12 protein-coding genes are annotated in these 23,285 nt (G+C 44.3%); 5 read left to right on the top strand and 7 right to left on the bottom strand.

Annotated elements, in window-relative coordinates; translation table 11 throughout:
* Positions 1–192 precede the first annotated feature (192 nt).
* The 3 genes from JZ784_RS02375 to JZ784_RS02365 all read right to left on the bottom strand — a co-directional run bounded on the left by JZ784_RS02375 (position 193) and on the right by JZ784_RS02365 (position 14,473).
* Complete coding sequence (locus JZ784_RS02375; RefSeq protein WP_346313658.1) at positions 193–11,010, bottom strand: ESPR-type extended signal peptide-containing protein; 10,818 nt, start codon at positions 11,008–11,010, stop codon at positions 193–195.
* A gap of 549 nt (positions 11,011–11,559) precedes the next feature.
* A complete protein-coding gene (locus JZ784_RS02370; RefSeq protein ID WP_346314244.1) occupies positions 11,560–12,210 on the bottom strand; it encodes a hypothetical protein in 651 nt (216 codons plus the stop codon).
* 172 nt (positions 12,211–12,382) lie between these two features.
* Positions 12,383–14,473 (bottom strand): TonB-dependent siderophore receptor, encoded by a 2,091-nt coding sequence (locus JZ784_RS02365; RefSeq protein ID WP_346313657.1) that lies wholly within the window; start codon positions 14,471–14,473, stop codon positions 12,383–12,385.
* A gap of 505 nt (positions 14,474–14,978) precedes the next feature.
* Here JZ784_RS02365 and JZ784_RS02360 point away from each other — a divergent pair.
* Positions 14,979–15,128, top strand: coding sequence for a hypothetical protein (locus JZ784_RS02360; protein WP_346313656.1), 150 nt, complete (start codon positions 14,979–14,981; stop codon positions 15,126–15,128).
* Between the two features lie 119 nt (positions 15,129–15,247).
* Here JZ784_RS02360 and JZ784_RS02355 read toward each other — a convergent pair whose 3' ends face one another.
* The 4 genes from JZ784_RS02355 to JZ784_RS02340 all read right to left on the bottom strand — a co-directional run bounded on the left by JZ784_RS02355 (position 15,248) and on the right by JZ784_RS02340 (position 18,912).
* Positions 15,248–15,958, bottom strand: coding sequence for an LrgB family protein (locus JZ784_RS02355; RefSeq protein ID WP_346313655.1), 711 nt, complete (start codon positions 15,956–15,958; stop codon positions 15,248–15,250).
* The gene (locus JZ784_RS02350; RefSeq protein WP_346313654.1) at positions 15,951–16,367 is read right to left on the bottom strand and encodes a CidA/LrgA family protein; all 417 of its coding nucleotides are present in this window, start codon (positions 16,365–16,367) and stop codon (positions 15,951–15,953) included. The genes JZ784_RS02355 and JZ784_RS02350 overlap by 8 nt, the downstream gene beginning before the upstream one ends.
* A gap of 1 nt (position 16,368) precedes the next feature.
* Entirely contained in the window at positions 16,369–18,021 is a 1,653-nt protein-coding gene (locus JZ784_RS02345; protein ID WP_346313653.1) for a nitrite/sulfite reductase, read from the bottom strand.
* A 69-nt stretch (positions 18,022–18,090) separates the two neighbouring features.
* The gene (locus JZ784_RS02340) at positions 18,091–18,912 is read right to left on the bottom strand and encodes a hypothetical protein (RefSeq protein ID WP_346313652.1); all 822 of its coding nucleotides are present in this window, start codon (positions 18,910–18,912) and stop codon (positions 18,091–18,093) included.
* Between the two features lie 292 nt (positions 18,913–19,204).
* On the opposite strand from JZ784_RS02340, the gene JZ784_RS02335 reads away from it, so the two are divergent.
* From JZ784_RS02335 to JZ784_RS02320, 4 genes are all read left to right on the top strand, one after another.
* A complete protein-coding gene (locus JZ784_RS02335) occupies positions 19,205–20,662 on the top strand; it encodes a cytochrome ubiquinol oxidase subunit I (RefSeq protein WP_346313651.1) in 1,458 nt (485 codons plus the stop codon).
* Positions 20,655–21,659, top strand: a complete 1,005-nt coding sequence (cydB, locus tag JZ784_RS02330) for a cytochrome d ubiquinol oxidase subunit II (protein ID WP_346313650.1) — start codon at positions 20,655–20,657, stop codon at positions 21,657–21,659. Before JZ784_RS02335 ends, cydB begins: the two co-directional genes overlap by 8 nt.
* 14 nt (positions 21,660–21,673) lie before the next feature.
* Positions 21,674–21,796 (top strand): DUF2474 domain-containing protein, encoded by a 123-nt coding sequence (locus tag JZ784_RS02325; RefSeq protein ID WP_346313649.1) that lies wholly within the window; start codon positions 21,674–21,676, stop codon positions 21,794–21,796.
* Between the two features lie 72 nt (positions 21,797–21,868).
* Positions 21,869–23,278: a PLP-dependent aminotransferase family protein gene (locus JZ784_RS02320; RefSeq protein WP_346313648.1), complete on the top strand. Its 1,410-nt coding sequence runs from the start codon at positions 21,869–21,871 to the stop codon at positions 23,276–23,278.
* Positions 23,279–23,285: the final 7 nt, after the last annotated feature.

The following is a 23,285-nucleotide window of genomic DNA, read 5'->3' as shown; positions in this document are numbered from 1 at the left end:
TATCAAAACTTCTTATTTCATATCGAATATTTAGGTAAACATTAGCTTCAGATTCTGGATGCAGCAAAGCCAATTCCAGCTCCCACTGATCCATTACTGTAATGTAGCCGAAGCGCTTTTAAGCTTTACAGAATCTATAAAAAAACAGGCACCTGAGTGCCTGTTCTTGGAATTGTTTTCTATCTTCTTAGCTTACCAATGCACTTCCAACCCTAAAGTTCCACCTTCATTTTTTGCGCCATTTTCTGAATATTGCCCGTTAAATTGGCCATAAAATGCTAAGTTGGTAATCGACGTCATTTTAAAACCTAGATTGACATCCATGGTATTTGCATCTGGCACGGCTCCTTGCACTTCAAATTTATATCCTGGCGCAGAGACAAAACTGGCTTCCATTGCCCGCTTTGTCGAGAAATCATGCGCAAAACTCAGTTTTGCATATGGCTGAATACTGCCTTCGCTAAACATGAACATCGTATCCAACTGCGCGCCAACAAATACAGGGGCAGAATAAGCATCATTTTTGCTATAAGCCAATGCCAGTAAATCATCCGTTTCAGCTGCTGTTTCAGTGGCCGCATCAATCTTAGCGAATGAAAGCTGAACACCTGCAAATGGCGTAATATTCAGCTTTTTCCAATTGGCTCTATAGCCAGCTTCCAGGCGTCCGTTAAACGTTTTTCCGTCAAATTCAGCCTGTAAATTATTGGCAACACCTGCTACTGGAACAATAGGAGCAGTTGAACCTTCAACAAATGCAAATCGTCTGGTCTCTGCATCAAGCCAGTCATAGCTTAAAGCACCTTTCAAATACATCTTGTCAAAATCTTTACTGCCGTAGAATGCCAAACTATTGCTTTCTACGAGACCGCTGGTTTCGCGGTCAGCAACATCAAACTGTGTTTTTGAAGAACCAAAGGCAAAACCCAATAAAGTGTTTTTATTGATCGCATAATCTAAACCTGCAACCGTTCTATAACTGTCAGCCGAATAATCTGCTGTTCCTGAACGTGTGTCATTATTAATTGTATGCTTTCCGTTTTGTCCACTAATCCAAACACGCCACTGGCTGTCATCTATGCATTGCTCACCGTCTGCAGTCGATTGGTCACAAATTACTGTATAGACATTATTATTCTTCGCATAATTTGAACGAGAACGCCAATAGTCTGATTGAACAGAGATGTCATTCATCACACCTTGAGTATGATTAAACGCTGTTTGTAAAATTGCAGCATTCCCTTCACCGCTAATCGAATCATAAGCGGTTTGCAAAGCCGCAATATCGGAACGGTACAATAATGCAGCCGCAACCGGTCCAAATGCAGGACTGGTCTGATCTAACTGAATTGCATTAATGGCTTGCCCCAAGTTCTGCCCATTTTTACTCAATTCAGTTCGCGCAAAGTCAATATTTGCACGGATCGCGGAAGAATTATTGGTCACCACTTTATTAAATAAGGCCACTGCCGATGGAACAGCATTCACTGTAAACCCTGTATCCACAACGTTCTGAGCATTTACAATCGTTTGATCAAATGTTCCTGGCGTCACTTGATTCGGGTTCAGCAAATTCACTGAGACTGAACCGCCTAAAGTTGCAGTGCCTGTTACAGTCATAATATCCGATGCGCCAAGACTAGAAGTTGAAGCTGTGCTCATTAGACTGCGCAATACTGGAACAGCAGATGGCTGAACAGATGAACGATCTAAATCATAGTCCCAATACATCACGCCAGTCTTATCCTGAGTAAAATTACCCGCTAAATATGTCGCGCCGACTTGATTAACACCACCTACAGCCCAATTTCCAGAGTTAACAGCTTCACCTAAAGTCGATGCGCCAGCTAGATTCATCTGGATCATTTTACCTGCAACAAGCCATGCATTCAGCGAATTGGTCAAGCTATTTTGTCCTGCATCCAGCCAGATTGAACCTGTCATAAAGCCGTTGTTTACAATGGCATCATTACCTGTACCAGCATTAATCACGTTACCGTCTAACCATCCGCTTTCAACCAATTGTCGATTTGCATCTAGATAGGAACCTGTAGTTTCTCCTTGTGCTGTTAAGTAACCAGCATTGGTCACTGTATTTGTATGACCATCAAATAAACCAATTGCCGCACCAGATGATTCACCGCCAATCAAGACACTGTCTTGTCCAACGTTAATATTAATATTGCCGTTGGTAGAACCCAAACTTTGAGCAAAGATGCTATATGAGCCTTCACCCTGCGTTGTAATATTTCCAAGCTGTTCAACATCTACATTGCCTGCAATACCTGTACCGCCTGCATTTAATGCAAAGAATCCTGTGACATTTCCATTAGCATCAAGCTGATTGGCATAACCGCCGCCGCCTGCAATAGACTGCGCCATAATACCGTGTGCAAAATTACCCGCGGTGTATATTCCAGCAGTTTGAGCGCCTACTGCTGCAACATTGTTAATGGAAACATTTCCGCTATTGCCAGAAGCCGCCCCAGATTGCAGTACATTTTGCGTACCTGCAGCAAGACCGCCGCCGCCGCCGATCGATTGCGCAATAATTGCAGATGAGCCATCCGTTGCAGTTTCAATATAACCTGAGTTATGAACTGTCACATTTGAGGCATTGCTTTGCGCCGTATTGGTTCCACCAAATGATAATTGCTCACTCAAGCCAATTGAACCGCCACCGCCAGAGATAGACTGAGCAATAATACCTTGAGATAAACGGCCTGTTGTCGAGATTAATCCAGCATTCGTTACAGTGACTGCATCACCAAGACCAGAAGCATTTGAAGCGCCAAGCTGAGCATAAACTGCTGTTTGATCCAAACCGCTGCTTAAGCCGCCGCCGCCGCCGATCGACTGCGCCACAATTGCTGCTGCATGCTGGCCTAGTGTATACAGCTCGCCTAGATTTTCAACACCAACAGTTCCTGCATTACCTGCTGCACCTGTTGCTGCACCTGCAATCAATATGCCTGAAGCACTGCCCGATGTACCACCACCGCCGCCAATCGACTGAGCAACAATGGCATCTGCACCATTGTGCTTAGTGATAATCAACCCGTCTTTTCCTGTATTTTTAACAGTTACGCCCGATGCATTTCCGCCTGCGATGGCATTTTTCATCGAATTAAAATAATCCTGCAATGGAGCAGAAATTACGCCTTGAGCTGTGCTGACCAGACCACTGACAGATGTCATGGCGGAAATAACACTGGCTGTTGCTCCAGTGCCTAAACCAATGGATCCCAGTTTTTCCTTGACCGTATTTGCTGCTCCACCAATAGTACCTGCTATGTCAATACCATAGCTTGAACCACCCTGACCGCCACCGCCGCCAATAGATTGAACCAGTATTCCCTTGGAGTTTTCTGCTTCTGTATAAATCAACTCTGATGAGTTAGTGACCGTAACCTGCCCGGCATTACCTGCATGTGCACCATTGCCACCCACAGAAATAAACGCTTCTTTGGTTGTGTTGTCTTTAGTATCCACACCACCGTCACTGGAACCACCATCACCACCGCCACCGCCGATGGACTGTGCTACGATTGCCGATGAGTTTTTACCAAAGGTCCGTAAAATACCTTCATTGCCCAGAATCACATTCTGACCATTACCAGCTGCCGAACCAAATCCTCCGACTGAAACTGAGCCTGATGCATTACCACCAACACCACCGCCCCCACCAATGGATTGTGCCTGAATCGCAGCAGCACGTTCACCCTGTGTCTCAATCGTGCCAGTGGCACTGTTAGTGACAGTCACAACCTGACCATCACCACCGGTCGCCGTGGTAAATACAGGTATACCTTTTACTTTTGCATCACTGATTTCATCCAGGACATTCGCTAAAGTACCACCACCAATTGCTATGGTTGCCTGCTCAACAGAACCGCCCGTACCACCGCCACCGCCAATGGACTGCGCGAGAATCCCCTGAGAACCATCACCTTTGGTCAGAATACCTGCATCATTGTCAACAGTTACAGTATCAGCATTGCCTGCATTTTTACCAGAACCACCAATGCCGACCGTGGCTTTGTTTTCAACATCTCCACCCGTACCGCCACCGCCACCGATTGACTGAGCAAAAATACCCCGTGAGAAAAGCCCGTCAGTAAATAAGGATAATGCGTTTGCTACGATAACTCTACCGCCATTACCCGCTGTCCCACCATCGCCACCAATTGCCAGTTTTGCTGAAGCTGTACCGCCTACACCACCACCGCCACCCACTGACTGCGCAAAGATCGCATCTGCACGATTGCCTTTGGTATAAATGATGTTTTGAATATCACCAGCCAACTGCGTTTGCTTCGTGATCACACTAACTAAGCCAGCATCGCCAGCCGAACCATCTAAGCTGCTGGTATCCCATGTTTGGCCAAATACACCTGCCAACTCGCTCAAACCTACAGCTAATTCTTCTTGTAAAGCACCGCCGCCAACACCGACTGTAGCACCTTCAGTATCACCACCATTACCACCACCACCGCCAATCGCCTGTGCAAAAATACCTTTGGCATTATCACCTTCGGTCACAATAACCCCAGCTTGCTCAACATGAACCTCGCCAGACTGACCAGCCGCACCTTTATAACCGCCTACACCTAAGGCAAAGGTCAACTTATTATTGTTTAACTGAATATCTGAAGGATTTAATAGGTTAGTTCCATCCTTCGTAAGGTTAAAAACCTTGGATTCAACGATTGAAGCTCCACCATCGCCACCACCACCGCCGATGGACTGAGCATAAATACCGTGTGAACCACGACCTGAGGTTGCCAGTATGCCTGAACTGGTGACATTGACATCATCGGCATCATTTCCGATCCCCCCCCAACCACCAACACTGAAAGAAATATTGGTATCTGATTTCGCGGTTGAGGCTGCAGTAGAATTTGAACCCGAAGTACTGCTGCCGCCTGATGTACCTGTATTGCCGCTATTAGAGTTACCTGTATTGCTCGATGAACTGTCCTTACACAAATCACCACACTGAAGTTTTAAAGTCATGGTGCTAGCATTGCCGCCGTTACCCCCCCCACCGCCAATGGATTGGACCTGAATAGCACTGGATAACATACCCGAAGTAAAGATATTACCGATGCTGTTGATTGTCACAATATCTGCTGTATTGCCACTGCCGCCAAAGCCGCCGACTGAGGCGGTTATATTGGTCGCCTTATCCGTATTTTTAGGACTATCAATGTATACAGAACCACTATAACTGTTGCCGCCGTTACCGCCGCCACCGCCAATCGATTGCGCTAAAATTCCCGCTGCGCGCGCGCCATCTGTAGCAATATCACCAAGACGCTTAACATCAACAGCGCCTCCTGTACCACCTGTACCGCCCCAGCCACCAACACTTGCAGATAAGCCCATGCTGTTTTTGGCCAGTGATGCATCAACTGTCATTGCCATACCACCATTACCGCCGCCGCCGCCGATGGATTGGGCTAATACGCCATTACTGTAGTTTCCAAAAGTATTAATCAATCCTTCAGAATCGACATTAGCCTTGCCAGCTGCATCACCATTGCCACCAAATCCACCGACAGCAACTGATGCACTTAGAGCCTTTTTATCTTCGGACAAATTTGAACTTGCCGCAACCGATAGCCCAAATCCGCCATTACCGCCAGCGCCCGCAATGGATTGGGCTGCGATGCCTGACGATCCATTTCCGAATGTGGCAATATTATCTATTGAATGTACCGTAACAGTATCAGATGTGTTGCCGTCGCCGCCCCAACCGCCAATCGATACTGATGCTGCCGGTGCCGAATTGTCTTTTGAAATACTTAAAGCAAAGCTTCCGGAAAGTCCACCGTTGCCGCCGCCGCCGCCAATGGATTGCGCCAGTATACCTTGTGAATCAGAACCTTCCGTGAGGATTGTATAAATGGGCTGATCTGGTTTACTTTCCGCTAAAATATGGCTGTTATCAGAATCGATGCTGACTTCACCCGCAGTATTGCCATTTCCTCCAAAGCCGCCAACACTTGCCGATAATGCCAAAGCCTTGCCTGTGCCTGCTTTTGCATTGACCGCAATGCTGGCTGCAACTGACAAGCCGCCATTGCCGCCCTCACCGCCAATGGATTGACCCACAATCGCGCTGGAGCCTACGCCTTCAGTTGCAATGACATAATTTTTATTTACAACTCCAACGTTTCCAGCGCGTCCGCCATTACCGCCTTGACCGCCGACACTCACACTGACTCCAGCTGCGGTGCTGTCTAATGAACCTGCAATACTACCCGCAATTGATAACCCGCCATTACCGCCATTACCGCCAATGGATTGAGCCAGAATGCCGTTGGAATACGAACCTGCGGTCGCAATTGATTGTACCTGGTCTAATACAGGAGTATTTGCATCAATGGAAGCGATATTGCGAACTGAAACATTATTGACCGGGGCAGTTGAGTTCTTTTTAGTTGAAGCATTATAGCCGGCAGCATTTCCGCCCTTGCCGCCAACAGAAACTGAAGCGCTTAAAGCCAGTTCCTGCGCAAAAGCTCCGCTCAGATTTGCAGCAAATCCTCCGTTACCGCCGCTGCCATTGATGGATTGAGCCAATATCGCTGAGGACGAGTTTCCAGTAGTTTCAATACTTCCGGAGTTATTCACAGACACTGTATTTGCTGTGTTCGCATCACCGCCATTACCGCCGACGCTTGCTCCTAAGCTGATAGCTTGCTTAGCACTGAGCGCCAGAGAAACCGACGTTGAAAAACCGCCATCGCCACCAGAGCCGCCAATCGATTGCGCAATAATACCGGATGAATTATTGCCATGCGTGGCAATATCATTATCTACAGTGACTTTGACCTCACCTGATTTACCGCCCGTTCCGCCATTGCCACCAACAGTTACAGCACTTGAAAATGCAGGAGCGCCTTCGAGCGAAGCCGACAGGCTTAAACCTGCTGCAAAACCGCCCGTGCCTCCATCACCGCCAATTGACTGGGCAACGACACCATGAGATGAATTACCAGAAGTTTCAATATCACCATCACTGTTCAGTTTTACATTGCCTGAGTTTCCGCCTTTACCAGACCCGCCACCCAATGCGACTGAAATTGCTCCCGCCGCACCTTCTAAAGACAATGCTGCGGAACCTGCAACTGAAAAGCCGCCATTACCGCCACCTCCACCAATAGACTGTGCCTGTAAACCGGATGAAAGATTCCCTTCTGTAATCACTGTATTGCTTGAAACTAATGTGACAGAACCAGCAGTTCCACCATTGCCACCTTTTCCGCCCAGACTGACGCCTACACTGGCGCTCGGATATAAATTAGCACTGGCACCCGCAGCTACTGAAAAACCGCCATTGCCGCCAGAGCCGCCAAGTGACTGAGCAAGTATTCCCGTTGAGCTTTCACCAGAAGTTTTAGTGATTTGCTCATTCTTCTTTGTGCCAGCCTTTACACTGACTGCACTAGCCTTACCACCTTTAGCGCCAGAACCACCTAATCCAACACTCACTGTTCCACCAATTGCAGCCCCGCCAGACACAGCAAAACCGCCATTACCGCCGTCACCACCCAAAGACTGCGCAATAATTCCTGCTGAACCTGAGCCTTTGGTTATCATTGAACCATATGAATCTACATTAACAGAACCAGAAGTTCCTCCAGCACCTGCACCGCCACCGAGACTTACATTTGCTGAAGCCGCTTTGACATCCAATCCTGCACTGATAGCAAATCCACCATTACCACCGTCACCGCCAATGGATTGAGCCACAATGGCTGTAGAGGCATCACCGTTTGTGGCAATATTATGATCAGTTTCAATAACTACACTCTGAGACGTCCCCCCTGTGCTGCCACCACCACCTAAAGCCACTCCAGCTGAATATCCACCGCCTGTCAAAGCCGTTCCTGCTACAGAAAACCCGCCATTACCGCCTGAGCCGCCAATCGATTGCGCCAATATGCCAATCGCATTATTCCCTTCCGTTGACAGAGTGATTGTATTTAGCACTGAATTTTTTGACTTATTTGCCGTAACTGAAACATCTTTGGATTGACCGCCTGCACCGCCTGCACCGCCTAGAGCCACGTTTGCGGCAAATACACCATTGCCTCCAGCCTTTACAGCAAGTGCCAGACCGCCATTACCGCCAGTTCCGCCAATAGACTGGGCAACAATTGCAGAGGAGTTATTGCCTCTGGTTGCAATTTCACCCGTACTGTTCACTATCGCATTATTTGCTTCAGCGCCTGCTGAGCCTGCACCGCCAAAACTTAGACCAATTGAATTTCCGCCCATGATATCGGCAGCACCGGCAAAGCCGCCATTACCGCCATCACCGCCAATCGACTGTGCAACAATCGCTGATGAGTTATCACCATTGGTTTCAATGTAATCAGCATCATTTTCTACTTTGGCAACACCTGCTTTTCCGCCTGCACCACCTTTACCGCCAATGGCCAGATTTACTGCATTTGCACTGCCCAGTGAAGCAGCGACTGCACCGCCAGCATTCCCCCCAGCACCACCAATCGACTGACTGACGATTGCTGATGAACTGCTTCCCGATGTGACAATTTGAGCTTTATTTATGATTTTTACAGTATCTGCCTGACCACCTGCCCCACCTTTGCCACCTAAAGCGATATTGGCATTCAACACAGAAGGACCTATGCTTCCGCTTACAGCAATACCACCATTACCACCACCGCCACCAACAGATTGTGCGAGAATTCCTGTTGATGAATTTCCTGTTGTTGTAATTAATGCCGCATTATCAACCTCAACAGTCGAAGCTTTACCGCCTTTGCCACCTGCTCCACCAAGAGCTACATTTGCGCTGATTAAGCTCGAACTTGCACTTGCAGCAACTGTAATCCCACCGTTACCACCACCGCCACCTATCGACTGAGCTAGAACACCTGTTGATAAATCACCCGATGTTTCAATCGCCCCAGACTGTGCTTTTACATTAACTGCTCCACCAACACCACCCTCAGCACCATTCCCCCCCAAAGCAATGTTTGCCGTTATACCAACTCCTGCACCAGCTGATACAGCCACCCCGCCATTACCACCACCGCCACCAATGGACTGAGCACGAATCCCTGAAGAATCTGTACCAGATGTAATCAGTTTGCCGCTCTGCATATCTACAGTTACTGCACCGGCAGCTCCACCTTTACCGCCTTTACCACCGATAGCTAATGAAACTGGACCTGCCCCCACTGACGTACTGCCATTACCACCACCACCACCAATAGACTGAGCAAGGATTGCAGATGAATTGGTTGCCTCCTTAGAACCTGTAGTGATATTTCCAGATTGGGTGACCTCTACTGCATCCGCTTTGTTACCTTCCCCACCTTCTGCGCCTATTGCTGCTAGACCAATTGCTGTACCACCATTACCACCACCTCCACCAATAGATTGAGCCAGGATTCCATACGAAAATGAACCCTTTGTAATCAACTGACTGGCTTGATTATCCACAACAACTTTTCCACCATAGCCACCAACATTCCCTTCTGCTGCTAAAGTGACCAGACCAGCACCAAACTTACCACTACCACCACCACCACCTAATGACTGAGCAATAATTGCTGAAGACTCATTCTTGCCCTTCATCGTAATACTGGATTTATTATTAATTGTTACTTTATCCGCATCACCACCAGAACCACCGGAACCTCCCAACGCAGCAATACCTACAGCATAACCACTATTACCACCTGAACCGCCGATTGACTGCCCTAAAATTCCTGTAGATTCATCACCATTAGAAACGATAGTCGTATTTTTATCAGTTGAGATTTCAACTGATCCTGCTTTTCCTGCACTGCTTCCCTTTCCTTGATGTGAAACAATACCGACTGAGCCACCAGCATCTCCGCCACGACCTCCTTCACTCACAGCCAAAACTCCTACAGAATTTTTGCCATGAGTAATAATTTCCAGGCTATCCGTTTGAATAACTGCCTTTCCTGCTTCACCGCCTGGATTGCCATTTCCACCCTGCGCATTTGCAGCAGCATATGATCCGCCGCCATCGCCACCAGTTCCTCCTCTGGAAACTGCATATAGCCCAATCGACTCACCTGTGGTCTCAATTTTTAAATTTGAAACATTAAGCACAGCATCAGAAGCATCACCACCTGCACCGCCAGCTTTACCTTTTCCACCTAAATAATATGATCCACCCTTACCGCCTTTACCGCCCTCATTGACAGCCTGAATCGCAATTCCATTATGATTTTTGACTGTTGTCTGGTTTTTCCCCTGTCCTTTCACAATGACATTAAGACTGTCATTTATTGCAGCAGGACTCGCAGCCTCAGCTTTTGTTGTTGGTGAGAAATTCATTGTTAAATCATAAGATGGAATCTTAACTATAAACTTTTCCTCATCAGATGGGTCATAGGCAACAGTTGCAGTCACAGTTCTGGCAGGCGTATTGACGGATGGATCTGAATTTTTCTGGGTACTTTCAACAACAGTATATTCTGTCAGTTTCTGTTTATCTTTTGGCGTTAAAGTAATTGTTTTTATATACGTATCACTGCCTGATGTCGCTTTAAATTTCATTACTACAACACCAGTTTGTACATCAATACTGGCACCACCATCGGCAACATAAGTTAATCCAGTATCCCCTCCAGGCTTACCTGAAGTTGGAGGTACAAACAGCACACCCGTTCTGCCATTTTTACCATCTTCAGCTTTCGCTTTCGCACCTATCGCTTTATTATCACTGTTACTGTAGGAACCTGCACCAAGCGTGGTTGTCTGTGTAAAATTATTGCTGTCTGTACAATTTATTGCGGTATTTGAAGTTGGTTTGCATGTTTTAACTGCATCATACGCATAAGCATTAACCCCTATTACGGGCAGTGCTAACAAAAATGCTGACTGTAAAGCTGTTTTAGCTGTTGATCTTTTCCCTTTTCTTTTTACATTCTCAGCAACAGCAACCCATGCCCCAAGAGTTTCATTCCATATAATGCGGTAAACATGATTCATTATTTTCTCCAAAATAATATTTTCAATGCTTAACTATCGAGATATTGATGAAATGATTGCTTTGCCTGATATTACTCATTGCAAGAATCGATCAAATACATACTGCTAGCTTTGAATTGAAAATTTAAAAATATTTAACAAATAAGAGATAAATTTATTGATTTGATTAACCGGGCAATTAAATCATTCGATAAAAATGATTGCTATCACTGTAAATAGGGATAATAGGGACGTATTAGGCACAACCGATTGTTTATTATTCTTTTTACTATTCATATAAATACAAAAAATATCAATTCAAATTTTTTGATAAAAAACCTCGCTCATAAATTATTTTCCACTCAGTTCAAAGTTGTAAATTTTGGATTGCATTCAGTATCTTAGACATGAGACAGCCTCATTTTGAAGCTGCCTCACCTTAAATGCTTCTGAGCTTATCCCATCAATTGTGCATACACTTTTAACAGAGCGTTAAAGCCTGAAAAATTTAATACAAAATCGAAGCTTTAAACTTCCATCGATTACTAAACATTTGCAGCTCTATTTCCATCATTTTGAATTTTCCGGCGCCATCAGCCACTTTACACTCGCATCGAATAGCTTAACCCCATCTGAAGACAAGTCTGAAAAAGTGTCATTATGAAGAAAGAACATCAGCCGTTTAGCTGGCGCTAAAGATTCATAATCCATAGTTGCACCTTTTTCATATCCCCAAATTGCTGCTTTTTCAGGTTCGCCGTAGACTGTCGCAATGATCGTAGCCCCTAATCCAGGTTTCCCCCAATTCATCATGGTCTGTTTTTTATAAACATTCAGCGTGCCCGCAGGTAAATTTGCAGATAAGCGGTGTGGCGCATTCACAAGCCATAAATATCGGGCTTTATCGACTTCACCAAAATCCTGACCTGAGCGTTTCCCCGTCATGGCTAAATCATCAATATAATCACTTTCCCATGTCATTAATGGAATTTCTAACTGCCGCCACCCTGCTTTTAAGTTTTTTGATCCAACTGTTGAAGATAAAATAATTGCATCAACTTGTTTAATTTGTGTTGGATCTTGGAGCTGGTCTAATATTTGAACGGTATATCCCAAGGCTTCCAAGTGCTGTTTTATAGCCAAATCATTTGCGTATGATGACCCGTTTATCTGAGAAATTAATGCGATATGCGTACTCACTTTAGCTGCAAATGCACTCATGGATGCTGTTAAAAAACCTAAGCTCAGTGTAGCAATCAGCATTAAAAAAAGTTTTTTCACTGTGTGATACCTTAAAAGACATCGGAACTTTGATCGTTCAAATCAAAGTTCCTCAAAAATATATGGTTAAATTTAACTACAAAATGTTCAATGGACGAAAAACAAGAACTGATTAATATTTAAACTTCACATTAAAGAGAAAAGTTCGCGGGCTGCCAAAACTGAGCAACTGGGCATTGGGTGTTGTACCTTGAATATAATCTTTATCAAATAAATTTTTAATGCTTAAACCCATGCCCCAATGTTGAGCATCGTAACCAGCATTCACATCAAATAACGTATAACTTGGCATACGCACAAAGTATGTTCCACGCTGTGCTGTTCGTTCCCCTTGAAGGCGTACTCCTACCCCCATATTCCATCCCAGTTTATCTGGGCTAAAATAATATTGGCTAGACAATGATGCTGCATTTTTAGGGACATGGTTAATGCGCTTCCCGATCTCACTGCTGGTTAAACTTTCTGTGACTTCTGCAGTTGGTATATAGCTATAGGCGGCGGATACATGCCATTGGTTCGACAGAGCTGCAGATAATTCTGCTTCGTAGCCTTTGGTTTGCTGCTCACCGGTTTGAATTGAATAGCCTAGAGTTGAATCATTTTCTGTGACATTGCGGCGCGTGAGATCATAATAAGCGATATACCCTTGTAAACGCTGGTCAAGTCCTTGAAACTTCATACCAACTTCGGTTTGTTTACCTTCTTCGGGGTTAAGTAATGTACTATTCGCACCAGTATCGGTTACAGGCATAAATGAAGTTGAATAGCTAATATAGGGTGCAAAGAAATCATTGATGCGGTACATCAATGATGCACTGCCCGTAAATGCATTATCCGAATTTTGTACGGTTGTATTATTTATTTGGTTTTCAACACTCACTTGCGTCCAATCATGGCGTCCAGATAAGCCTAAAATCCACTGATCATCAATTTTAATGGTATTTCTTAAATAAAGCCCCGTGTATTGATTATAGGTCAAATTCCATGACGGCTTGCCTTGCGTCGTAGTGCTAATGCCATACTCTAAGTTATCTGCATCAATCGGGTTTACATTATCAACCCGCTGATAGTAGTCACTGCGCTCTTTCATCATATCAACTCCGGCTGTCACCTCGTAATCAATATGATCCGTTTTAAAACTCCGCTGCAGATAATTATCTAATGCAAAATTGGTATCTTGCTTATCCTGATAATTGACTTGCCGTTTCACAATTGGGAAGGCCGCTCCAGAAGCCGCAAAAACTGAGTTACTCCAGCTGCTATTTTTTGTCACAGCAAAATTCTGCTTAAAAATCCAATCATTATCAAAATAATGAGTGAAATTGCTGCCTACGCGATATACGTCCACATCATAATAGCGATCAGGCTCTCCAATAAAGAAGTTGCGTCCATAATTTTGGTAGTTTTGCGGAATTCCCTGATTTCGAATATATTTTCTGTGCTGATAGCTCGCAATCACAGAAAGATCATTTTTATCATTTAAATCAAAATTATATGATGATGCTAAATACTGATTTTTAAAATATACATAATCTGTCGGATCATCTTGATCAGACACGCGGCCAACGAAACGAAATGCCCCTTTTTCAGTTTGGTTTGGCGCATAATTAATATCAAATGTGCCTTCTTTAAGCCCATAGCTTCCATAGCTCAAATTGGTACGATAGAACGTTTCCGCTTCGGGGCGCTTTGTCGTTAAATTCACTAAGCCCCCTGGCAGCGCTAAACCAAAACCCACTGAAGTAGGACCTTTCACGACTTGAATAGAATCTAATCCACTAATATCTTCAGATCTTAAGACATTTGTTGAAGTTTGCACGCGCAATCCATCAACATAGGTTTGCGCACTCGAAATTTGACCACGAATGATAAAGTCATCCCAGCCGCGGCGGCCATATGAACCCGATGCAACACCGGCAACGCCTTCTAAAGCTTCGGCAACTGTTTTAAGCTGTTTTTCTTGAATCTGCTCACTCGTTACGACGCTAATAGATTGTGCTGTTTCAAATAAAGGATCATTTGAACGCAATATAGAGGATGCGGTTTTTGCAGCATACTCTTCATTTTCCTTTTGTTCGGCTGGCGCCTGAATTGTTATCGTCGGTAAACTTTGAGCCGTTTCAGTATCCGTTGCCTGAGCATGAGCCGACACATTAATGATTGCTAATATTGCTAAACTTAGCGGGGAGAATTTGTATGGCATTTGGCTACACAATTAATGAAAATACACTGCTGCAGTATAAAAAAATAAAAATCTAATTGATAATGATTTTTATTTATCACCCATATTGATTGAGTCTATGAAGTATTTTTAAAGAAAATAGTCTAGCTATTCTCGGTTTGATGCTGCCCTAGGCCGAATATTTATTTTCTGCCCCCTATGGTTTTGATGGTTTCATTTCTAAACCAATTAAAAATAAGACTTAAACGGCGCCAAGTACGGCAAATTGAAGGACCGCTTCAGGATCAGTGATGAGGTTAATTCATCAGGATTAAATAAAGGTGCGTACTGAGAATAAAAAGTATTTCCGCCCTGAATTTATGCATGGTATTCATAGATATATAGTTCTTAGGGACTAAGCCCTCCCTCAGTACCATTATACTGAACAGCAAATTATCTCAGTGGATGAATGCAAGATAAGCTAAGGTTGAGAAATCAACAGCCTATCTGATCAGCATAACGGCATTCCTCACAAAGGGTTTTCCGAATGAATATACGTTTTAAGATTGAAGGCACAGCAGAGCCCGCGTTTGTTCGCTTAAAAGACTCCCCCAATACACAGGACTGTTTCAGGCAGTTTCCGATTAAATTAGATCTGACTGATTATGAATCAACAGAAAAATGGCCTATTGCCTGAAAAACTGAGCTCACAGCATGTACTGCAATAAAAAATTAACTGATTAATACTTAATAGCTTTTAGCACTTAAAGCTGTCTTTGCATGTGACATAGGATGCATCTGCGATTCCTTATTGATTTAAAAAGATATAAAGCCAAGTAAATACTTCGTCACTGCAATCAGCGATGGGGCAAATAGCACCATAATAATTCCAGAAATAATCATCGAGAGACTGGCAATGACGCCTTCCACTTCATGCCGCTGTCTTGCCCGGGCTATGCCCATAGCATGTGCGGCATTACCCAGTGCTGCACCCGAAGCAAGGTGATTTTTATATTTCATCCAAAGCAAAAGGAGGTCTCCCAACAACATGCCGATCAGACCTGTAATTACGGTAAAGAGCGGGATCAGGCTGATGGATCCACCCACTTTTTCGGTGAGCACTAAAGCAAAGGGGATTGAAATGGAACGCGCCAACAGGCTATTTTTAACGATGTCATCAAAGTCCAATAGGCTCGCCAAAAACCAGCTACTGAAAAGACCCACCAGCATGGCAAGGCTGGAACTGAAGAGCAACACTTTAAAATGCTGCTGAATCATGCGGCGATAACGAAATACAGGGATCGCAAAAGCCACCGTAATTGGGCCGAGCATCGCTACCAAATACTGGGTATAGCGGTAATACTCTTGAAACTGATGCTGTAACATAAAAATCAGCACGATGCTCAAAACAGGGACGACAATAATTGGCGATAAATAGATTTTTTGTGTTCGAACAAAAAGCTGCTTTGCCATGAAGTAGCACAGCACGGTCCAAACCAAGTAAAAAAGCCCCCAGAACTCAGTCATACTGATCTTCCTGTTTGGGTTCTTGATTTAGCTCTGGCTGCTTTAACAACAACCGCACGCTATATACAGAAACCATCATCACCAAAGCAGTGCTGATTAAAATCACCAGCAGAATTTTCCAACCACTGGCAATCAATAAATCCTGATATTGAATCACGCCGACCACCGGCGGAATGAAAAACAGCAGCAGTTCAGCCAGCAACAGATCGGCGCCGCGCTCAACGTGGGCTAATTTCAGCCACTTCATTTCAAGCAAGAACAGCAGCAGAAAAAAACCAAGTACCCCTGATGCCACAGGCAAGTTCAACAGCTTTTGCAAGGTATAAGCACAGCTCCAAACGGCCAAAATAATGATGATTTGGCAGCTCGCGGTTTTTAGCTTCTTCAGCCGAGTCTGGTCATGCAACATCTCAATTTATATCCGCATATGCCCGCTCTTTAAATGGCTGGATCGAGACACGCTTGTAGGTTTCTAAAAAAGATTCATGCGCTAAACGCAGATCCAGATAAGTATTTAGAATTTCTTCGAGCACATCAGGAATATCTTCTGCAGGAAATGATGGCCCTAAAATATCGCCGAGGGATGCATCATGATCTGAGTTACCGCCTAAGCTAATTTGGTAATATTCAGCGCCTTTTTTATCGACACCTAGAATGCCAATATTGCCGACATGGTGGTGTCCACACGCATTCATACAGCCTGAAATGTTCAGATTGAGCTTGCCTAAATGATATAAAGCATCCAAATCATCAAAACGGCGAGCTATCGCCTCATACACCGGAATGGATTTGGCATTTGCCAAGGAGCAAAAATCGCCGCCCGGACAGCAAATCATGTCAGTCAGAAAGCCAATATGCGCACGAGCCAAATTGCCACGATCTAAGACTTGCCACAGTTCAAACAGATCCTTTTGGCGTACATCGGTTAAGGCAATATTTTGCTCATGCGTGGTTCGCAGCTCACCGAAGGTATATTGGTCAGCCAAATCTGCAATTAAACGCATTTCATCGGAAGTCATATCCCCCGGTGCTACACCCGCCCGTTTTAAGCTGATTGTGACTATGCGGTAGCCCGCGACTTTATGTGCATGGGTATTGATATTGAACCAGTGTTTAAACTTCGGATACTGTTGGAACAAAGCCTCAAAATTTTCCGCATCTAAAGGTTCATAGGCAAACGGTCGAAATACTGCATCCATTTGCGCTAAAACACTGGGCTGAACTTTGAGCAGTGTTTGAGTATGTGCAAACTCAGCTTCAACTTTTTCCGCAAAGCCTGCTGGGGTCAGGGCTTTTACTAAAATTTTAATACGCGCTTTGTATTTATTATCACGGCGACCATGCAAGTTATATACGCGCATGATGGCATCTAAATAAGCTATTAAATCTTCACGGGCTAAAAATGGCTTAATGACATGTCCCACTAAAGGTGTACGTCCAAGCCCACCGCCGACTTTAATTTGATAGCCTAACACCCCCGCTTCATTTTCTACTACATAAACCCCAACATCATGAAAGGTCGTAGCAGCGCGGTCTTGCTCAGGGTGTGCACAAACCGCTATTTTAAATTTACGCGGCAGGAATGAAAACTCTGGATGAAAGGTACTCCACTGGCGAATCAGTTCACAGGTGGGGCGCGGATCAGTTAATTCCCCTTCAACCACGCCAGCATACTGGTCTGTGGTGGTGTTTCGAATACAATTGCCGCTGGTCTGAATAGAATGCATGTGTACCGTAGCGAGTTCCTGCAAAATATCAGGAACATCTTCAAGCTGCGGCCAATTCAATTGAATATTTTGACGCGTTGAAATATGCGCATAACCACGGTCATACTTCTGCGCAACCTCAGCCACTTTCCGCAGTTGCGCTGAGTTCATTAAGCCATAAGGCACCGCCAAACGCAGCATGGGTGCATAGCGTTGAATGTACAAACCATTTTGCAATCGCAATGGACGGTATTCTTCTTCGGTCAGTTTCCCCTCTAAATAACGCTGGGTTTGGTCACGAAATTGTGCGACACGTTCATTTAATAAATTTTGATCAAAGTCTGTATATAAAAACATTTGAGCGGCCTATGTATATGCATCAATATAAAAGAAAAGCTGTTTTGAACGGAGTATTAAAAATATAAATTAGGCTAAAAAATTCATCTGCTTTCGGGACCCGCCATGTTGTAGGCAGGTCTGCATATACTCGGCATAGACCGATAACTTTTCATAAATATGCTCTGCATAAAACATATCCTCCACCAGTTGCTTGGCTTGAGTCTGACTATAATGACTACTCGCAGATAGCAACTGTGCATTGAGTTTGGAAAATTTTTCACATAAATCGATATATTGCTGATCTTTGTTTTTAAAGAACAATTTGCGCATATTGAGTTCAGTGCTACCCATAATTTTGTCTAACGGATCAATATGAATAGAGTGAATCTTAATTTTAAAAAACTGTTCAATTTCAGCAATTTTTTGACTATCAAGCTTTAAGTGCGTAATTAAAAAAATCTGGGAAATATCTGCTCTGCATAAGGCATGCAGCAATGCATAATAAAAGAAATCAACATCATCCAAGTCGGTATCATGCAGGTCTAAATAAATATTTAAGGCCCCCAGCACATCATCAATTTTTAAGTGCTGCTTTTTCTCAGCCTGATAGTATCGGCTTAATAGATTCAGTACAGGAGCTGTTGCCTGGCTATGATAGATGGCCGTTTGATTTAAATTTCCCAGAATAAATGGCGCAAACAGGTAGGCTAAACTTGATTGCTCATTCTGAATCGCAGACTGCACAATATAATCTGCTTTCGCCTTGGAGAGTTCGCGCAGCACTTTTGCACGCAGCAGGGTTGCTTCTAAATTGACGAATTTCTGAGTCAATTTCTGTTTCAGTTTTTCAGATAAAATACCTTGTTCAATAATCTCAGGAATTTTATTCAGACTCTTTGTAACAAACATTTCAGCACCATCCAGATCCATTTATAATTGTTATTTTTAATTCTTTTTCACATCGGCAGTAGCTACAGAATTGTGCTGTATAAATATAACAGAGCACCTTTATCTACGTTTCCTGTTATATTTTATATGACACGTTTTTGTACCTACATCTTGAATTCTGTGTCCTGCAAAATCGGGATAATTATTCAAAGTCGGTAGTTTTGATGAAACGATCTATCATTTTTTACACCTCCTATCTAGTCAGTCTTGGGTTATCAGCGATTAGATGCCTCAGCCAGCAATGGAGGTTTCTATGAGCCTTGGATTGACTGCACTAGAACTCGCTCGAATTCAATTCGCCTTTACAGTTTCATTTCACATCATCTTCCCTGCTACTTCGATTGGCTTAGCCTGCTTTCTGGCGCTGCTGGAATGGAAATGGCTGCGCACCCAAAACCCGATTTATAAAGATCTGTTCAAATACTGGATTAAGATTTTTGCCGTTGCCTTTGCCATGGGTGTGGTATCGGGCATTGTTATGGCGTATCAGTTCGGTACCAACTGGAGTGAATTTTCTCGTATTGCCGGTTCGGTCACTGGTCCATTACTGACTTATGAAGTGCTGAGCGCCTTTTTCCTTGAAGCCGGCTTTCTCGGCATCATGCTGTTCGGTTGGGGGCGTGTCGGGCCTAAGGCACATTTTTTTGCGACCTTGATGGTCGCCATTGGCACCTGTATTTCTATGTTCTGGATTTTATCGTCCAACAGCTGGATGCAGACCCCGCAAGGCTTTTTCATCGAAAATGGCATTATTGTCCCCTCTGATTGGTGGGCCATTGTATTTAACCCATCCTTCCCCTACCGCTTTGCCCATATGGCAACCGCGGCTTTCCTTGTATCTTCCTTATTGGTTGTGGGGACAGCTGCATGGCATTTATTCAAAGGCCGCCGCGACGCGTTAGTCAAGAAATCCTTCTCCATGGGACTTTGGATGGTGCTCGTCACGTCCTGCCTGCAAGTGGTGATTGGGGATCAGCACGGTTTGAATACCCTTGAGCATCAACCGGCTAAATTGGCAGCCATTGAAGGTCACTGGGAAACCAATCATGATCATGGTATGCCTTTATTGTTGTTCGCCTTACCCGATATGGAGAATGAACGCAATAACCTAGAAGTCGGCATCCCGAACTTAGGCAGCTTAATTTTAACCCATTCCATGGATGGAAAAGTCACAGGCTTAAAAGACTTCGCCCCTGAAGATCGTCCGCCTGTTCCCATCGTGTTCTGGAGTTTCCGCGTGATGGTGGGACTCGGCATGCTGATGGTGTTGATGTCACTGACTGCTTTATGGCTGCGTAAACAAGACCGGTTATATGAAAGCCGCTGGTTTCATAAGTTTGCCACCGTTATGGGGCCTACAGGCTATATCGCCTTACTCGCAGGCTGGGTGACTACGGAGGTCGGCAGACAGCCTTGGGTGGTCTATGGCGTCATTCGCACCCAGCATGGTTTATCGCATACCGTGACTGCAGAACAAGTCGGGCTCAGTCTGATTATTTTTGTACTGGTCTATACCGTGGTTTTCGGCACAGGTATCTATTACATGCTGAAATTAATCAAGGCCGGTCCCGTACATATAGACAGCCTTGATCAGCAGCTTGCCGGTCCTGGGCATTTTAAAACGCCGATGCGGCCATTGAGTGCCGTCGATGAAGCAATTGATGGCTCAGCAAGCCAACCCCCTGCAAATAAGGAGCAGCATCATGATTGATCTTGCATTGGTCTGGGTCGGTATCATTGGCTTGGGCGTATTGATTTACGTGGTGATGGATGGCTTTGATCTCGGGATTGGCATACTGTTCCCGTTTATTCAAGAGCAGCAAGAACGCGATGTGATGATGAACACCGTGGCGCCTGTCTGGGATGGCAACGAAACCTGGATGGTCTTGGGCGGTGCAGGTCTATTTGCCGCCTTTCCTCTGGTCTATTCCACCGTGTTATCTGCCTTATATTTACCGATCATTTTTATGGTAGTGGCTTTAATTTTCCGAGGCGTGGCCTTTGAGTTCCGCTTTAAAGCCCATCGCAGCAAGCCGCTATGGGATCAGGCCTTTATTTGGGGTTCATTCTTTTCCAGCTTCTTCCAAGGGGTGATTCTCGGCGCGTACATTCAAGGAATTGAAACACAAAATGGCATTTATAGTGGCGGTTCACTCGACTGGCTGACTCCATTCTCTTTGTTTGTAGGCTTGGGTGTGGTTATCATGTATAGCGCCTTAGGCTGCGCATGGCTCATCATGAAAACCGAGGCAGATTTACAAGCGAAAATGTATGCGCTGATGCCTAAGCTCATTATTACCTTATTGATTGTCTTTGGCGCCGTCAGTATCTACACACCTATCAGCCATCCTGAAATTGCGCAGCGCTGGTTTAGCTTACCGAATCTGTTCTATTTCAGCCCTGTGCCTGCGTTAGTGCTGATCTGTTCTGGGCTTATTTTGAAAGCATGCGCGCAGCGAAAAGATGCGCAGCCCTTTGTTTTAATGCTGGGTCTGGTATTTCTAGCCTTTACGGGTTTTGTGATCAGTTTATGGCCCAACATCATTCCGCCAACGGTTTCCATCTGGCAAGCTGCTGCTCCTGAATCAAGTATGAGATTTGCACTGACCGGTGCTGTCATTCTAATCCCGATTATTCTGGTTTATACCTTTTTGTCCTACTGGGTATTCCGTGACAAAGTGCGTATTGGTGATGAAGGCTATCATTAAGCAAGGTGACCCTGATGAAAAAAATACAAAATCGTTTGAATCCTGCAGCATGGTTCATATTATTATGGTGTTTTGGTTTCCTGTCCCTAGGCTTAATTGCAGGATTTTTTAAACTGCTGCTCAGCTTGACCTATTAAAAGCATATTGGATAAAACCTTGGATAGCAGTGGAATCATTGCTATCCCTTTCTCATATGAGCATGCCATTTTATGTATAAATCAGAACAACTCGCCCTAAGCCTCAAACATCTGATTGAAACAGGGGCTTGGAAAGCGCATGAGAAACTTCCCTCTTTAAGGCAGCAGGTCGAAATTTCAGGGTTTAGCTTAATTACAGTCATGAATGCCTATCAGGAACTGGAAGCTCAAGGACTGATCTATTCAAAAGAAAAATTAGGTTACTTTGTTGCAGAGAATCCCTTACAGGCAGCGCTCGCAAAAAAAGTCATTGTGAATGAAAAAATTGAGATTAACTCACTGGTATTCCGTTATTTAAAATCCATTCAATCTGAAAAAATTATTCCCTTGGGAAGCGCTTTTCCCGATAGCCAACTGCTTTATTCTCAGAAGCTGATGCAAACCTTGGCGCAACAGGCAAAATACCGGGTCGGCTATGAGCAAATGCCGAGCTTACCGCCGGGAAACTACGAGCTCAGAAAACTGATCGCTCAACGCTATTGCATGCAAGGCATTCCTACCGATCCCTCTGACATTGTGATTACCTCTGGCGGACTGGATGCTTTAAATCTGTCTTTAAGAGCCATGACTCAGGCAGGTGATTATATTCTGCTGCAAGAAACAATTTTCTATGGAGCTTGGCAAGCAGCTGAAAATCTGGGCTTAAAAGTCATTACCATTCCAGAACACCCAGAATATGGGCTGGATTTGGAGGCCTTTAAAAAAGCCATTACAAGCTATCCAATTAGAGTCTGTTTAATGATGCTGAACAGCCATAATCCGATTGGATTTACAGTCAGTGATGAGGTTAAATTTGAATTGGCTAAATTGCTGCATCAGCATGAAATTTATTTGATTGAAGATGATGTCTATGAAGAGCTTTATTATGATCAAAAACGGCCTCTATCCATGAAGTATTATGATCAACAAAACTTGGTCTTGCACTGCTCTTCTTTTTCCAAAACGTTGGGGGCTGGTTTCCGTGTTGGCTGGGTTTATGCGGGAAAATTTTCTGAACATATACAGCATCTGCAATTGATGAGCACCATCTCTGTAAACTCATTCATTCAAAATGCTTTAGTCGATTACCTCTCACACCGTCATTATGAAAAACATTTAAAAGGCCTGCGTACAACCTTAAAACGGCTTAAAAATCAATATTATCAATATCTCAGCAAGAACTTACCCGAAAATTGCACTGTGCATTATTATCCTTCAGGCTATTTTCTGTGGGTGACACTGCCTGAAGAAGCAGACAGCAGCCGAATTTACGAAAGCATGATCCAAAACAATATTGGTATCGCGCCAAGTATTCTCTTTTATCGTGAAAATAAAAAACAGAACCACATCCGTATCAATTGTTCATTTGAAATGAATGAAACCATCATTCAAGCACTTGATCTAATGATCGTACAAATTTTAGAAATAGGATTACGGTCTTGACAGCTAA

Origin of the sequence: Acinetobacter sp. CWB-B33, from assembly GCF_039655955.1 — a bacterium.
Lineage (GTDB): Bacteria > Pseudomonadota > Gammaproteobacteria > Pseudomonadales > Moraxellaceae > Acinetobacter > Acinetobacter bouvetii.
This window is presented reverse-complemented; position numbering and strand designations above follow the sequence as displayed.